The organism is Shewanella sp. 10N.286.52.C2, assembly GCF_002874545.1.
Classification (GTDB): Bacteria; Pseudomonadota; Gammaproteobacteria; order Enterobacterales; family Shewanellaceae; genus Shewanella.
Window position 1 is genome coordinate 1 of the sequence record NZ_MCTV01000079.1, and the last position, 15,689, is coordinate 15,689.

The 15,689-nt window shown below is 40.8% G+C and carries 16 protein-coding genes; 12 read left to right on the forward strand and 4 right to left on the reverse strand.

The window, feature by feature from the left end:
• Nucleotides 1-2,756 (reverse strand): ribonuclease E (gene rne / locus BCU94_RS18935; RefSeq protein ID WP_102477235.1); only part of this gene is annotated, 2,756 nt, incomplete at its 3' end.
• 601 nt (nucleotides 2,757-3,357) lie between these two features.
• Between rne and rluC the strand changes: the two genes are divergently transcribed.
• Together rluC and BCU94_RS18945 are read left to right on the forward strand one after the other, a co-directional pair.
• The gene (rluC, locus tag BCU94_RS18940; RefSeq protein ID WP_102477236.1) at nucleotides 3,358-4,314 is read left to right on the forward strand and encodes a 23S rRNA pseudouridine(955/2504/2580) synthase RluC; all 957 of its coding nucleotides are present in this window, start codon (nucleotides 3,358-3,360) and stop codon (nucleotides 4,312-4,314) included.
• Complete coding sequence (locus tag BCU94_RS18945) at nucleotides 4,311-4,967, forward strand: HAD-IIIA family hydrolase (RefSeq protein ID WP_102440289.1); 657 nt, start codon at nucleotides 4,311-4,313, stop codon at nucleotides 4,965-4,967. The genes rluC and BCU94_RS18945 overlap by 4 nt, the downstream gene beginning before the upstream one ends.
• A gap of 180 nt (nucleotides 4,968-5,147) precedes the next feature.
• On the opposite strand, the gene BCU94_RS18950 is transcribed toward BCU94_RS18945, so the two are convergent.
• Nucleotides 5,148-5,756, reverse strand: a complete 609-nt coding sequence (locus tag BCU94_RS18950; RefSeq protein ID WP_102440290.1) for a nucleoside triphosphate pyrophosphatase — start codon at nucleotides 5,754-5,756, stop codon at nucleotides 5,148-5,150.
• A gap of 240 nt (nucleotides 5,757-5,996) precedes the next feature.
• Here BCU94_RS18950 and yceD point away from each other — a divergent pair, with 240 nt between their 5' ends.
• The 8 genes from yceD (at nucleotide 5,997) to fabF (ending at nucleotide 12,337) form a co-directional block, all read left to right on the forward strand.
• Nucleotides 5,997-6,521: a 23S rRNA accumulation protein YceD gene (gene yceD / locus BCU94_RS18955; protein WP_076536204.1), complete on the forward strand. Its 525-nt coding sequence runs from the start codon at nucleotides 5,997-5,999 to the stop codon at nucleotides 6,519-6,521.
• Nucleotides 6,522-6,538: 17 nt separating this feature from the next.
• Complete coding sequence (gene rpmF, locus BCU94_RS18960; RefSeq protein WP_011496728.1) at nucleotides 6,539-6,709, forward strand: 50S ribosomal protein L32; 171 nt, start codon at nucleotides 6,539-6,541, stop codon at nucleotides 6,707-6,709.
• Between the two features lie 14 nt (nucleotides 6,710-6,723).
• Complete coding sequence (gene plsX / locus BCU94_RS18965) at nucleotides 6,724-7,752, forward strand: phosphate acyltransferase PlsX (protein ID WP_076536206.1); 1,029 nt, start codon at nucleotides 6,724-6,726, stop codon at nucleotides 7,750-7,752.
• Between the two features lie 9 nt (nucleotides 7,753-7,761).
• The gene (locus tag BCU94_RS18970; RefSeq protein ID WP_102440291.1) at nucleotides 7,762-8,721 is read left to right on the forward strand and encodes a beta-ketoacyl-ACP synthase III; all 960 of its coding nucleotides are present in this window, start codon (nucleotides 7,762-7,764) and stop codon (nucleotides 8,719-8,721) included.
• Between the two features lie 106 nt (nucleotides 8,722-8,827).
• Nucleotides 8,828-9,754 (forward strand): ACP S-malonyltransferase, encoded by a 927-nt coding sequence (gene fabD / locus BCU94_RS18975; protein ID WP_102440292.1) that lies wholly within the window; start codon nucleotides 8,828-8,830, stop codon nucleotides 9,752-9,754.
• Nucleotides 9,755-9,763: 9 nt separating this feature from the next.
• Nucleotides 9,764-10,510: a 3-oxoacyl-ACP reductase FabG gene (gene fabG / locus BCU94_RS18980; RefSeq protein ID WP_102477237.1), complete on the forward strand. Its 747-nt coding sequence runs from the start codon at nucleotides 9,764-9,766 to the stop codon at nucleotides 10,508-10,510.
• Nucleotides 10,511-10,670: 160 nt separating this feature from the next.
• Nucleotides 10,671-10,904, forward strand: coding sequence for an acyl carrier protein (acpP, locus tag BCU94_RS18985; protein WP_011496723.1), 234 nt, complete (start codon nucleotides 10,671-10,673; stop codon nucleotides 10,902-10,904).
• Between the two features lie 197 nt (nucleotides 10,905-11,101).
• A complete protein-coding gene (gene fabF, locus BCU94_RS18990; protein WP_102477238.1) occupies nucleotides 11,102-12,337 on the forward strand; it encodes a beta-ketoacyl-ACP synthase II in 1,236 nt (411 codons plus the stop codon).
• A gap of 70 nt (nucleotides 12,338-12,407) precedes the next feature.
• Here fabF and BCU94_RS18995 read toward each other — a convergent pair whose 3' ends face one another.
• Nucleotides 12,408-13,103, reverse strand: coding sequence for a TrkA C-terminal domain-containing protein (locus BCU94_RS18995; RefSeq protein WP_157936432.1), 696 nt, complete (start codon nucleotides 13,101-13,103; stop codon nucleotides 12,408-12,410).
• A 354-nt stretch (nucleotides 13,104-13,457) separates the two neighbouring features.
• A complete protein-coding gene (locus BCU94_RS19000; RefSeq protein ID WP_102477239.1) occupies nucleotides 13,458-14,360 on the reverse strand; it encodes a LysR family transcriptional regulator in 903 nt (300 codons plus the stop codon).
• A gap of 234 nt (nucleotides 14,361-14,594) precedes the next feature.
• On the opposite strand from BCU94_RS19000, the gene BCU94_RS19005 reads away from it, so the two are divergent.
• Together BCU94_RS19005 and BCU94_RS19010 are read left to right on the forward strand one after the other, a co-directional pair.
• Nucleotides 14,595-14,807: a DUF1656 domain-containing protein gene (locus BCU94_RS19005; protein ID WP_102437895.1), complete on the forward strand. Its 213-nt coding sequence runs from the start codon at nucleotides 14,595-14,597 to the stop codon at nucleotides 14,805-14,807.
• Nucleotides 14,808-14,820: 13 nt separating this feature from the next.
• Entirely contained in the window at nucleotides 14,821-15,684 is an 864-nt protein-coding gene (locus tag BCU94_RS19010; protein ID WP_102477240.1) for an HlyD family secretion protein, read from the forward strand.
• The last annotated feature ends 5 nt before the right edge of the window (nucleotides 15,685-15,689 follow it).

Here is a 15,689-nt window from a genome sequence, read left to right on the forward strand (position 1 = left end):
GCTGGCGTTTCAGTTTTCACTTCAACTGCTGGCGTTTCAGTTTTAACTTCAACTGCTGGCGTTTCAGTTTTAACTTCAACCGCTGGCGTTTCAGTTTTAACTTCTACTGCAGGTGTTTCGGCTTTAACTTCGACAGCTGGCGTTTCTACAGTAGGTGCAGCTTTAGCTTCGTTAGCTTGCTCTGCATCAAGTTGTTTTTCTAGCTCATCAACAGATGTAAATACAGCAGGGCTTGACGAGGTATCATCTTCATCACGACGACGACGTTGACCCGCTGCACGAAGGTGGCGAGGGCTACGACGGCTACGGCGCTGTCCTTCACGCTTGTCATCAGCATCTTCATTTACGGTTTCAGAAGCATCTTGAGTTGCTGTGATTTCTTCTGCAGATGTTGTGTTAGCAACAGCGGTTTCAGTAACAGGCGCCTGAATCGGTGCTTGCGCTTCAACTGGCGTTTCAGCTTCTACTTTAATGTCAGTTTCAGTGCTAACGTCTTTAGTCACTGGAACAGCAGCCTTAGCTTCAGATTTAGCTGAATCATTTTTAGTGATAACTTCAGCGTCTTTTCTTGGGCGGCGAGTACGGGCAGGTTTTGAATCCTGTTTGGTCTCTGGCTTAGCTTTAGGTTCAACTGCAACTTCAACCTGTGAAGTGGTGGTTTCCGCTAATTTTGCTTCGTTTTGCTCATTTTCAATTCGCACTTTACGACGCATGTTACGACGTTGACGACGCTCTCTCGCTGCTTCTTGCTTAGGCGATTTCTCAGCATCTTGACGTGGCTTTTCTGTCTTCGCTTTTGGCTCTGCTTTAGTTGGACGCTTATCAAGTTGTTCTTTATTAGCTACATCTCTGTCCGACTTTTTATTGCGCGCTTTATTATCACGACCTTTATTATCAGCGTCGTTGCGAGTATTACGGCGGTTGTCATTTCGAGAATCGTTACGACGACTGTCATTACGAGAGTCGTTACGACGATTACGACGGTTGTTTTGTGCTTCTTTACGGTTCTTATCAGCAGATTTAGTTTCAGTTTTAACTGGCTCTGGTGAGGCGAATAAACCACTAATAGCAGCAACAATTTTTGAGAAGAACCCAGGCTCTGCAGGCGCAGCCGGTTTGGCTACTGCAGCAGGTTTAGCTGCAGTTGTAGCTGCTGGCGCCGCTTTAGGGGTACCGAAGCCTTTAATTGCTGGCTGTTGTGCTTCCGCGCGCTCTAATTTGCGAGGCTCGTAAAGTTTTGCAGCAGGCTTTTCAACACGCTTGTAGCTTGACTCAACCACTTCATCATCGCTTCTGAGGCGTGATACGCGGTAATCTGGTGTGGTCATATGTGCATCTGGGATGACATAAACTTCAACTTTATGGCGCTCTTCAGTAATACGAATTGCTTTACGCTTTTCATTTAACAAGAAGGCCGCTACATCGACAGGCACTACTGCTTCTATTTGAGTGGTGTTTTCTTTAATTGCTTCTTCTTCCATTAAGCGAAGAATAGAAAGCGCTAAAGACTCAGTGCTACGAATCGTACCTTGACCGTGACAGCGAGGACATAAATGGCCAGCTGATTCACCAAGAGAAGGACGAAGACGTTGACGAGACATTTCCATCAGGCCGAAGCGTGAGATGCGACCGAGTTGAACACGGGCACGATCTAAATGAACCGCATCACGCATTCTATTTTCAACTTCACGTTGGTGTCTAACAGGGGTCATATCGATGAAATCGATAACCACTAAACCGCCTAAGTCACGAAGACGTAATTGACGGGCAATTTCATCAGCAGCTTCTAGGTTAGTGTTTAATGCTGTTTCTTCGATATCACCGCCTTTGGTTGCGCGTGCAGAGTTAATATCGATAGAGGTCAACGCTTCAGTTGGGTCAATAACGATTGAACCACCTGAAGGCAAACGTACTTCACGTTGGAAAGCCGACTCGATTTGAGATTCAATTTGGAAGTGAGTAAATAACGGCACTTCTGATTCATAACGCTTAACGCGCTCAACAAAATCTGGTCGAACTAAACCTATGTGCTGTTTAGCTTCTTCAAAAATGCGCGGGTGGTCGATTAGAATTTCACCGACATCACGGCGTAAGTAGTCACGTATTGCGCGAACAATAACGTTACTCTCTTGGTGAATTAAGAAAGGTGCAGGTTTGGTTTGCGCGGCCTCTTGAATTGCATCCCAGTGATGTTGTAAAACTTTCAAGTCCCACTTTAATTCAGCAGCATCTTTACCAACACCTGCAGTTCGAACGATTAAGCCCATACCGTTTGGCACTGATAACTCAGACATTGCCGCTTTAAGTTCAGTACGCTCATCACCTTCAATGCGACGAGAAATACCGCCAGCACGTGGGTTATTAGGCATAAGTACTAAGTAAGAACCTGCAAGACTGATAAAGGTTGTTAGCGCAGCGCCTTTATTACCGCGTTCTTCTTTATCAATTTGAACGATAACTTCTTGACCTTCAGATACCACTTCTTTGATATTTGGACGGCCTTGGAAAGAGTAACCTTTAGGGAAGTATTCGCGAGCAATTTCTTTTAGCGGTAAGAAACCATGGCGATCAGCACCATAGTCAACAAAAGCAGCTTCTAAAGAAGGTTCTACGCGGGTGATAGTACCTTTATAGATATTTGATTTTTTTTGTTCATGGCCTGGGCTTTCGATGTCCAGATCATACAATTGTTGCCCATCAACTAGGGCAACACGCAACTCTTCAGACTGAGTTGCATTAATTAACATACGTTTCATGATGACTTAATTCTTCTAATAAGGTCATCAAACAAAGTAAATTCGCTGCATTACGGGCCTAAAATGGTTATGCACAAAGCCTCGCGGCTGGTTTTTAGGCAAGTTAGGTGCGCATTACTGTAAGACGCATCGCTGCGTGTCGCATCCTATTTATGGCTTATTTTTTAATAATTACAAAAACAAGGAATTGGTTGTTCATTATCAACCAACCCCATAAATTTAATATTTCTTCCGATAATGCCCAAGTCGAATTGGTTTGTTTGATAACAAGCTAAAATTTGTTCGAATTTGGGATGGTATTTTTCAGGAAAACTTTTAAAATAAAGATGACACCGACGGTTTAATTGTAAAAACGAATTATTTCGTTTTGTGATGTTTACAATTTGCAAATCAATGACTTGCTACCAGTCTTGTTCATGAATTCTACTGAAAAAACACCGTAATAAATTGAGTTTGTGAACATTTTATCCACTGTTTATCCTCAATCACAGCGCAAATATAGCAATAATCAATTTAGACAGCAATCAAAACTCTCATTCTTATTGTCCCATCAGGTAGAAACTTAGGTTACAATACGCGCCGTAATAACTTAAGGCGCATCATGAATACAGAAACTCCCACAAAAGTTCAATTGGTCACTATTGATGAAGACCATTTCGAACAACGCATTGACAATTTTCTTCTCACCAAATTGAAAGGTGTACCTAAAAGCATGATTTACCGAATCGTGCGTAAAGGTGAGGTGAGGGTTAATAAAAAAAGAGTGAAGCCAGAATACAAGCTTCAACTTGAAGATGTTGTTCGTATTCCGCCAGTTAGAATTGCGGAAAAAGACAACCGCACAGCGCCGTCTGCAAAACTGTCTAAAGTAAGCCAGTTAGAAACCAGAATCATTCATGAAGATAATCATCTTATCGTGCTGAACAAACCTGCAGGTATCGCAGTTCATGGTGGTAGCGGTGTCGATTACGGTGTGATTGAAGGATTACGTTCTTTAAGGCCACAGCAAAAATTTTTAGAGCTAGTACATCGTTTAGATAAAGACACCTCTGGCGTGTTGCTTATTGCCAAAAAGCGCAGTGCACTTAAGCATTTGCATGAGCAACTTAGAAACAAAACGATGCAAAAGGATTACCTTGCATTAGTTAGAGGTGATTGGCAGGCAAAAGACAAAGTGGTTAAAGTGCCTTTGCTAAAAATTACCTTAAAATCCGGCGAACGTATTGTTCGTGCCAATCAAGAAGGTAAACCTTCTGAAACACGTTACAAAATTATGCAGCGTTACCAAGGATGTACCTTAGTCAAAGCCAGTCCAGTGACAGGTCGAACTCACCAAATTCGCGTGCATTGTCAATATGCCGGCCATGCTATTGCGTGTGACGACAAATACAGTGAGCAAAAATTTGACGATTCTATGCGGGCTAAAGGTTTAAATCGTTTGTTCTTGCATGCTGCAGAGCTTAAATTTAAACATCCTGACAATGATGAAGTCACCACAGTCAAAGCGCCACTTGATGATGTTTTGTTAGCCACTTTAGATAAATTGACTCGTGCATGAAGCTAAATAATATAAAGCAGTACCAATTAGTGATTTTTGATTGGGATGGCACCTTAATGGATTCAGTCGGTAAAATTGTCGATTGTATGCAAAGCGTGGCGCAATCATTAGCACTTGATATTCCCTCTGAGCAAGCGGTTAGGGATATCATTGGCTTGTCTTTATTACCTGCGTTAGAAAAATTATTTCCTCATCATGGGAATAAGTACGATGAATTAATCGCAGGTTATAAACACTATTACCTTAATGTTAATCTAACACCATCGCCTTTGTTTGACGGCATAGAGCATTTACTTGCACAACTCAAAACCGCTGGTTACACCTTGGCAATTGCCACTGGTAAAAGGCGGGCGGGCTTAGACCGAATGTTGGCTGAAACTGGTTTAGGGCAATATTTTGTCGCGACTCGCTCAGCCGATGAAGCGCATTCGAAACCGCATCCATCGATGATTTTATCTTTGCTCGAAGAGTTAAATATTAACGCGGATCAAGCGGTGATGATCGGTGATTCAAAACTTGATATTGCGATGGCGAACAATGCTAAGGTAAACAGTATTGCGGTCACCTATGGCGCCCATAGCCTAGAGGATCTGTTAACTGAAGGGCCCACAGCCACAGTTAATCAGCCGAAAGATATTTTATTACATATATAAGCAGAGCCATAATACGCTTTGCTTACTTTTGTAATTCATAAAGCCGATGTTAACCGCATCGGCTTTTTTGTGAGCCAATTACCAGTTGAACTGACAGCTAGCCAAAGCGGCATTGTGCAAGCTAAAGACGGTCTTGTTGAAAATTTAGCATTGTGTAAATAATTTTTAGCATCAAAAAGTTTATAGCACGTTTATATTATGGCGCTTTAATAGCTCGATTAAGCGGATTAATGGCAGACCAATGAGGGTATTAGGGTCATCTCCCTCAAGGCGTTCAAATAAAGCAATACCCAGTCCTTCAGATTTAAAACTACCTGCGCAATATAAAGGCTGCTCTAAATCAACATAACGCTCAATTTCTGCAGTCGTTAATTTTTTAAAGTGCACAGTGAAGGGTTCTACAATGCTATAAGCTTGCTGTGTGACATTATGGATAACACTTAAGCCAGTATAAAAGGTAATAGATTGACCTGAGGCTTGCTTAAGTTGTTTAACTGCGTTTTGTTTGTTTAGTGGTTTACCAATGATTTGTCCATTAATGACGGCCACTTGATCAGAGCCGATGATCACAGCAGGAATATGCGCTTGCTGACAGCTCGTTTGATTAAATAACTCAACACCAGCTTGTGCTTTTAATTGCGCTAAACGCAAAACTAATTGCTGCGCTGTTTCATCTTTAAGCGGCGTTTCATTGGTTTTTGGGCTGACACATTCAAACGGCAGTTGTAATTTTTCTAATAACGCTTTGCGATAAATAGAGGTGGAAGCTAGGATGATTTTAGTGTTCATGGCTCACTATTCGGGGAATTAGACAATTACTTCTATAATACGATAAAAAAGCGACTGAATGGAGTAATTTTAGTCGGATCGCGCTTGTGATCGCGGGCTGTGACAGGTAAAATTTCGCTTCGATCCATTTTAATGTTGGTGTTTAAGTAATGAGTCTATTTTGTTTGGTTAAATCATTAACCACAATTTGGATAAATTTTCTTTGACTCTAGCGTTTTCAAACTATAATATGCGCGCCTTATGCAAACAGTAAAGATACCAGTATCAATTGATCCTATTCGAACTGCAGCCAGTGGTCTTCGTTATGAAGGCATAGTGCCTGGGGTTCAAAATAAGCGATTAAATGAATTATGTGCTGGCGATTGTTCCGATGTGACAGTGTCGTTAGAATGTGGCGTCGATATTCAGGGGATAGTCTACCTTCGCGGGAAGGCTGTGACGGAGCTCACTCTGCTATGTCAACGTTGTATGACACCATATACCACAAAGGTTACGGTCGACTTCAGCTTTGGTCTTTGTAAGACCCAAGATGAAATCGATGAGCTCCCGGATGCGTATGAGCCGATTGAGTGCAATGAAATTGGTGAAGTTCGTCTACATCAATTGGTTGAAGATGAATTGATAATCGCTATGCCAATTATTCCTATGCATCAGAATGATGATTGCAATTTAGGAACGAGCGACGTAGTTGTAGGCGAGATTGACCCCTCTCATGAGGAGCGTCCAAATCCGTTTGCAGTGTTAGAAAAACTGAAGAGCAAGTAATCTAGGAGACAGGTCAAATGGCTGTACAACAGAATAAAAAATCACGTTCAAAGCGCGGCATGCGCCGTTCACACGATGCATTGAGCACAGCTCAATTATCTGTAGACGCTACTAGCGGTGAATTACATCTACGTCACAATGTGACTGCTGATGGTTTTTACCGCGGTAAAAAGGTTATCAACAAGTAATTGTTGCTAATCTTATGACGAATCTGACGCTCGCGTTAGATGTGATGGGGGGCGATCATGGCCCCCTCGTCACAGTGCCTGCAGCCTTGCAGGCACTGAAATTTAACCCTCAATTATCAATTTATCTAGTCGGTAATCAAGCCGAAATAGACCCATATCTAATTGATATTGAAACGGCTATTCAAGCAAGAATTCAAATTATCCATACCACTGAAGTCATCACTATGTGTGATCGACCAATTCATGCTATCCGTTCTAAAAAACAAAGTTCAATGCGCTTAGCATTAGAATTAGTTAAAGATGGTAAGGCTCAGGCCTGTGTGAGTGCGGGTAATACTGGCGCGTTAATGGCGCTATCAAAGATCTTATTAAAAACCTTGCCCGGTGTAGATAGACCTGCATTAGTCAGTTGTTTACCTGCTATGACAGGTAAACCAGTCTATTTACTCGATCTGGGTGCTAACGTTTCTTGCGATTCTGAAACCTTGTTTCAGTTTGCTGTCATGGGCTCGGTGTTATGTGAAGTTGTGCATAAACGCTCTAGACCAAAAATTGCGTTACTTAACGTCGGTATTGAAGACGTTAAAGGTAACGATCAAGTCCAACAAGCAGCTCAGCACCTGATACACACTTCTCAAGTCAATTACGATGGCTTTATTGAAGGTGATGAGATATTTACCGGCAAAGTCGATGTTATCGTCTGTGACGGCTTTGTTGGCAACATTACATTAAAAACATCTGAAGGTATTGCTAAGTTATTAGTTCATCAATTAAAACATGGATTAACTCAAGGCTTTTTCGTTCGTTTGTTATCAAAATTCCTCGCTCCACGTATCCAAGCTGTACTGAGTAAGATGAACCCCGACCACTACAATGGTGCAAGTCTGATAGGATTGCGCGGAATAGTAGTAAAAAGTCACGGAAATGCTGATGAAGCCGCTTATTTACAAGCAATCAATTTAGCTGCAACGGAAGCAAAACGTCGTTTACCGGAAATGATTAAAGATCGTCTGGAGACGATTCTTTTAGACATCAATAGCTGATCTCATAATATGTATACAAAAATTCTCGGAACTGGTAGTTATCTGCCGGTGCAAGTTCGTAGTAACCACGATCTAGAAAAAATGGTCGACACCTCTGACCAATGGATTGTGGAACGTACGGGTATTTCAGAGCGACGCATCGCTGCTGAATATGAATCTGTGACTACCATGGGTTATCAAGCTGCGCTGAAAGCCTTAGAAATGGCAGGTGTTGAAGCAAGCGAATTAGATATGATTGTCTGTGGTACAACCAGTGCCAATAATGCATTTCCAGCTGCGGCTTGCGAAATACAAAAATTATTAGGCATTCATACTATTCCTGCATTTGATATTGCTGCCGCATGTTCAGGCTTTGTTTATGCATTGTCGGTTGCAGATCAATTTATTAAAACCGGTGCCGCTAAGAAAATATTGGTGGTGGGCGCTGACGTGTTGTCACGCCTGTGCGATCCTGAAGATCGCAGTACCATCATATTATTTGGTGATGGTGCTGGCGCTGCGGTTATTGGCGCCAGTGAGCAACCGGGTATTATTTCAACCCATATTTATGCCGATGGCCGCCAGGGGGATTTGCTAAAGTGCACATTCCCGCCTCGGGCCAGCGAAACATCAGAAGCTGTGAGCTTTATGACCATGAAGGGCAATGATGTCTTTAAGTTTGCGGTGACGCAATTATCCCATGTGGTGACAGAAACCCTGCGAATTAATAATATCGACAAGTCTGAAATTGATTGGTTAGTACCACATCAAGCCAACTTTAGAATTATTAAAGCGACCGCCAAAAAGTTAGATATGAGTTTAGATAAAGTGGTATTAACGCTGGCAAAGCACGGTAATACTTCAGCAGCTTCTGTGCCTATCGCGTTAGATGAGGCAGTAAGAGATGGCCGTATTAAACGCGGACAGCTTATTTTACTTGAAGCATTTGGCGGTGGATTTGCTTGGGGCAGTGCGCTAGTTAGATTCTAGATATCATTGATAAATAGCAGTAGGATATAACGCGATTAATTTATATTTTACAGCTAGCAAAAAATAAAAAGTTGTTTTTCAAAAACGAATAAAGGTAATAATTATAATGGAAAATATAGCGTTTGTTTTTCCAGGTCAAGGCTCGCAATCAGTTGGTATGCTTGCTGATTTAGCAGCTGATTACCCTGTAGTAACTGAGACATTTGCTCAGGCGAGTGCCGTATTAGGTTACGACTTATGGGCATTGGTGCAAGATGGACCTGCTGAAACTCTAAATGAAACAGATAAAACTCAGCCTGCATTATTAACCGCAAGTGTGGCTATCTGGCGCGTTATCGAAGCAAGTGGCACGATTAAACCTGCTGTTTTAGCAGGCCATAGTTTAGGTGAGTATTCAGCATTAGTGTGTGCTGGCATTATTGCCTTTGAAGATGCGGTAAAATTAGTTGAATTGCGCGGTCAATTAATGCAGCAAGCAGTACCAGCAGGTACCGGTGCTATGTACGCCATTATTGGTTTAGATAATGATGCAATTGCTAAGGCATGTGAAGAGTCAGCAAATGGCGCTGTTGTTAGCCCTGTGAATTTTAATAGTCCTGGCCAAGTAGTTATTGCGGGTGAAAAAGAAGCCACAGAAAGAGCCGCTGGCGCATGTAAAGCTGCTGGCGCTAAAATGGCAGTTGCTTTACCTGTGAGTGTGCCGTCACATTGCGCATTAATGAAACCTGCAGCTGATAAACTGGCACTTGCATTAGAGAATATCAAGTTTAACTCGCCGGTTATTTCTGTGATTAATAACGTTGATGTAGCAAGCCCTAATGATGCAGCTGCAATTAAAGATGCGCTAGTTCGCCAATTATATTGCCCGGTACGTTGGAGTGAGACAGTTGAGTTAATGGCAAGTCAGGGGATTACTGATTTAGCTGAAATTGGCCCTGGTAAAGTATTAACTGGGTTATCAAAAAGAATTAATAAGTCATTAAAAGGGCAAGCAATTAATAATGCAGCCACTTTATCAGCTTTAATCCAATAAGGAATATTCATGAGCATTAGCTTTGATTTAACAGGTAAAGTCGCGTTAGTTACTGGCGCAAGTCGTGGTATTGGCCGTGCCATTAGTGAAACACTGGTTGAAGCAGGCGCTACCGTGATCGGCACTGCAACCAGTGAAAAAGGTGCCGCTGCAATTCAAGATTACCTTGGTGATAACGGCTTTGGTTTAGTATTAAATGTGACTGATAGTGAATCAGTTACACAATTATTCAGCCAGATAAAAGAAAAAGCCGGTGATGTTGATATCTTAGTAAACAATGCTGGTATCACACGTGATAATTTATTAATGCGCATGAAAGATGATGAGTGGCATGATATTCTTGACACTAATTTGACATCACTGTTTAGATTATCCAAGCCGGTTATGCGGTCTATGATGAAAAAGCGCAGCGGCCGTATAATTAATATTGGCTCTGTGGTCGGAACCATGGGTAATGCCGGGCAAGTAAACTACTCAGCAGCTAAAGCTGGTTTGATTGGATTTACAAAATCTCTTGCAAGAGAGGTTGCATCTCGTCAAATTACCGTTAATGCTGTTGCCCCTGGATTTATCCAAACAGACATGACAGATGAGCTTAATGAAGAGCAGCAAAAAGCTTTCATGGCGCAAGTTCCAATGGCTCGACTCGGTCAGGCGCAAGAGATTGCCAATGCGGTATTGTTTCTAGCTTCTGACTCTGCAGCTTACATCACTGGTGAAACTTTGCATGTAAACGGCGGAATGTACATGGTCTAAGGACCATAATTGATAACGACTTTTATTGAATCTCGTTTGATATCAAAGTATGATAATTTTCGTGGTTAGACCACGAAAACTAAGCTTGCAATGTCAGCTGGATCGAATAAACTACTCTCAATCTTACGCAAGTGTGTAATTTGAATAGGAAAGAAAACTAATGAGCAACATCGAAGAACGTGTAAAGAAAATCATTATTGAGCAACTTGGCGTTAAGGAAGAAGACGTTAAATCAGCTGCATCATTCGTAGACGATTTAGGTGCAGATTCTCTGGACACTGTTGAATTGGTTATGGCTCTAGAAGAAGAGTTTGACACTGAGATCCCTGATGAAGAAGCTGAAAAGATCACTACTGTTCAAGCAGCGATCGATTACGTTTCAAAAAATCAGTAATCCCTGATTCACTAAAACAGGTGGCATTTATGCCGCCTGTTTTTGTTTGTGGCGTCGAATAAATGTCGACTTAACTCTCTATAAAAGTGAGTTAACCCATCATTTCTTATCATCCGTTTGATCTTTTTCCTTTGATTGGTGGTGGGTTAACAGAATATCTCTTGGCGAATGCCTAATAAAATACAAAGGTGAATGCTGTGTCTAAACGTCGTGTGGTAATTACAGGTTTAGGACTAGTTACTCCAGTGGGTAACGATGTCGAATCTTCTTGGCAATCTTTATTAGCTGGTAAAAGTGGTATTGCACCTATTACCAAATTTGATGCAACTGAATTTAGTACTCGTTTCAGTGGCTCGGTAAAAGACTTCGATGTTGAGCATTATATGTCTCGCAAAGATGCCCGTAAAATGGATTTATTTATCCAATACGGCATGGCTGCAGGTATACAAGCAATGACAGACTCAGGTCTTGATATGGAACAAGAAAATCCAGCGCGAGTTGGCACAGCGATTGGTGCTGGTATGGGCGGAATGCCATTAATTGAGCAAAATCATGCAGCATTGCTTAAAGGTGGCCCTCGAAAAGTGTCGCCATTTTTTGTTCCTAGCACCATTATTAATATGATTTCTGGTCATTTATCTATTAAGTATGGCATGACTGGGCCAAACTTTGCAGTGACAACAGCTTGTACAACGGGTGTGCATAATATTGGTTTTGCAGCGCGTACGATTGCCTACGGTGACGCCGACGTTATGGTTGCTGGCGGCGCTGAAGATGTTACTTGTCCGTTAGCTGTTGCTGGTTTTGGCAGCGCCAAAGCCTTGTCAACTCGTAATGACGATCCAACCGCTGCAAGCCGCCCATGGGATAAAGACCGTGATGGTTTTGTTATCGGTGATGGCGCAGGTGTGTTGGTGATGGAAGAGTATGAGCATGCTAAGGCGCGCGGCGCTAAAATTTATGCAGAGCTTGTTGGCTTTGGTATGAGTGGAGATGCTTTTCATATGACATCACCACCAAGTGATGGTGCGGGCGCTGCTGCAGCAATGGTTAATGCCATTAATGATGCGCAAATTGCCAATGAAGAGGTTGGTTATATCAATGCCCATGGCACTTCGACTCCAGCAGGTGATAAAGCTGAAGCGGCTGCGGTTAAGTCGGTGTTTGGCGACCATGCTTATGATTTACTTGTAAGTTCTACTAAATCTATGACCGGACATTTATTAGGTGCTGCGGGCTCAGTTGAAGCAATTATTACAATCTTAGCGTTGCGGGATCAAATTGTACCGCCTACCATTAATTTGGATAACCCTGATGAAGGTTGTGACTTAGATTTTGTACCGCACGTAGCCAAACCCCATAGTTTTGATTATGCATTGTGTAACTCATTTGGCTTTGGTGGCACTAATGGTTCACTTTTATTTAAAAAGTAACGTGATTAAAATGTAATAAAAAGGCAGTCACTTTAAAAGTGACTGCCTTTTTATTTAAATTAATTAAAGCTTACAGTTTTATTAGTCGCTGCTGTACTCGCTCAATGTCGTTACTCTTACCCACTAATTGAATATGATCGCCTTCTTCAGTTATCAGATCAGGAGTAATCAACATATCAAATTTATTTCTGGCAAGTGCTGTAATACATACTGAACTGTCGGTATTGGCATTCAGCATTTTTTTAATCGCTTTTAGTGACAGACCAACTAAGTGGTTAGGCTTAATCACGTATTCAAATGTCGTTTCAATAATGTTGCTATCATCAATAGCGATTTCAGTACCAATGATATTATCATCATAATAATAAAGTGCATTATTAGGTCCGGTAATGGTCACAATATCACCTGCTGCAATCATATCAGGCTGTTGTTTATCAAGGTTTTGGCTTAAGGTTAATTCAAAACTCACATCAATTGCTGCCTCATTAAGTTGTAACAAGGTTTTATCGACGACCGTACTATCGTTATTTACTTCAAATGAGCGAGAAACAATATTTTTAGTGGTATTGATATTTTTTGGCTTAAATGGATCCATTAACAAGAGTTTACTCTCTGTATATTTAGAGCCAGATAAAAAACCAATGATATAGATAAATATACCCAATAGCAGTACACCAAGTTCTGGCTCTAAATGGAGATGAAGCAGTGTGATGGTGATGCAACCACCGATAAAACTAGCCAGAATACCAAACACAACTCTGTGCATGCTAATTAAGCCGATTAAAAAACCTATTACTAATGTTAAAACAAAAGTGATGTATGGGTTGGAATGAAATAAATTTTCAATTGTTTCCATAATTATGACTACTTTATTTTGGAGCGATTTATGCCAACAATACTCATTACTGTATATATTAATTACATAGTAGGGATATTCACCCTTGGTAAAATATCACCAACGATAATCAATACAGTGTGGTGTTATGCAGTCATAATAAAGTGCAGTCAGTTTTATAGACAATCTCATTTGAAGGATGAAACCCTGCATTGAAGTTGCTGAAGATAACTAAAGGGATGAAAGCCTCTTAATGCAGAGGCTACTAATACAAATATGATGCTATTATTTGGATCTAACTCTATTTATATAGTTAGCTATGGCTGATGTGATAGACTTTTTGGCCGGCATAATTTGTTTTGAGTGTGGGTTCCAAAGTGATATAGGTACTTGTAATGCGTCTTGTATTTGTTCTATTTCTATCGGTATAAGATCGTGTGCAGTATATTCCATGGAATTGATTAACAATGGGAAAATGCTCCACCCAAGACCTTCTTCAACCATTTTAATGATGAGAGTCAGTTGATCTACCACTTCATAATTGGAGGAGACAATGATTTTTTTACTCATATCATCATCAAGCATGGATTTTAAGATAAACTGACGGCTAGTCTTCATTTTAGCCAAGGTTGCTTCAGAGTTTAGTGTTGCTAGGTCAGCGTCTTTGTTGGTGAAAGCGGCAAATGACATGTTACATAAAAAAGTATGATCGATGCTGTTTAGCACTTTGCTTTCGTATATATTCACAATTCCAAAATGAATACTGCCGTCTTGTATTCCCACTTTAATATCATTTTTGGTTCTGACGAGGAAGTTAACTTTTAATGATGGGCTGTCAATTAGCAGTTGTTTTCTAATCTCAGATATCACTTGTTGCGGTATAAAACTGCAATACCCAATTGTAATTGAATTAAGCTCACCAAATGCCAAGCTCATGGCCACTTGGTCAAAGGTTTTGGATTGCTCAATAGCCTGTTTGGCATAGTTATAAAGTAGTACTGCATCTTCAGTCGGTTCAACGGTTCTACCGATCCGTTCAAACAGGGTAATGGCTAATTGATCTTCAAGGTTATTAATGACTTGGCCAATAGTTGTACGATGTTTGTCCAGTTTCACCGCTGCTTTACTGAAAGCTTTCTGCTCATAGACAGTTACAAAGGCAAGAAGTTGTTCCAAACTAAAGTTCATAGTTGTCTCTTCAAATAATGAAAAATGCGATGTGGTATGCATTTGGGGTTATACCGTCACTTAAATCACAATTTATCACACATAAAAACAATTGTTTATAGATTTCGATGGGTGAGATCCATCATAGATGATTACAAGATTTTCTCTGCCGCCATTAAAATATATGCATAAATGAGTAAGAAGACATTAAGTCAATGTTTTTTAAATAGTTAATATTATTTAGGTGATAGGCGTATGAGCATAATGCCCCATGAAGTGGTAATCGGTGATGTGTATTTTCCGCCATTATTACTGGTTGCCGCTATGGCATATATATTAACCGGCGTAGTTACCGCTATTGGTACTAAAATTGGTTTACATAAATATGTCGCAGCTCCGGCCATAGTTGAATTGTCTATGGTTATTCTTTTTATCGGCTTAATTAGCCAATTTATTTCCATATTTTAAGTAGGTAACGCCAATGTTTAAACGTTATTTTATTACCCTGTTGCTGATGGCGGCGGCAATAGGTGTTTTGTATAGTCAGTATCAAACTTACACTGATAATCCTTGGACAAGAGACGGTCAAGTCAGAGCCTATGTTATCCAAGTAACCCCACGAGTGACGGGTCAAATAGTTAGCGTTAATGTTACAGATAATAGCCATGTACAAAAAGGCGATGTGCTATTCGAGATTGATTCTAGCTTGTATAAAACCAGTTTAGATAAAGCGGTAGCAACTCAAAAGCAATCTCAAGCTTTAGTTCGTAAGGCTCAGAACGAGTCTAGTCGCGCTATTGAATTAGAAAAGCTAACCCCTGGTGCTCAGTCAGTGTTAACCCTTAATAATCTACAAAATGCAGTTGAAACCGCACAAGCGAACTTGTTAATGGCAAAAGCCCAAGTGGAAGAAGCTAAATTAAATCTAGCTTACACAAAAATTACTGCACCAACAGATGGCTATATTACTAATTTGAATTATCGAGCAGGCTCACAAGTCGTTGCTAATTCGCCTGTTGTTGCTTTGATTGATGAAAACAGCTTTTGGATTGACGGTTTTTTTAAAGAAACTGATTTAAAAGATGTGGCTATTGATAATAAAGCCCAAGTCACATTAATGATGCATGACCAAGTCACTTTAGAAGGTAAAGTACAAAGTATTGGTTACGGCATTTCGAAAACTGATGGCAGTACCGGCAATTCGTTACTACCTAATGTGAACCCGAATTTCGAGTGGATCCGCTTAGCACAACGCATTCCAGTTAAGATAAAACTTGATAAGTTACCTGAAGATATTCAGCTGCGAGTTGGTATGACGGCATCGGTAAAAATTCTGAAGCATTAAATTTT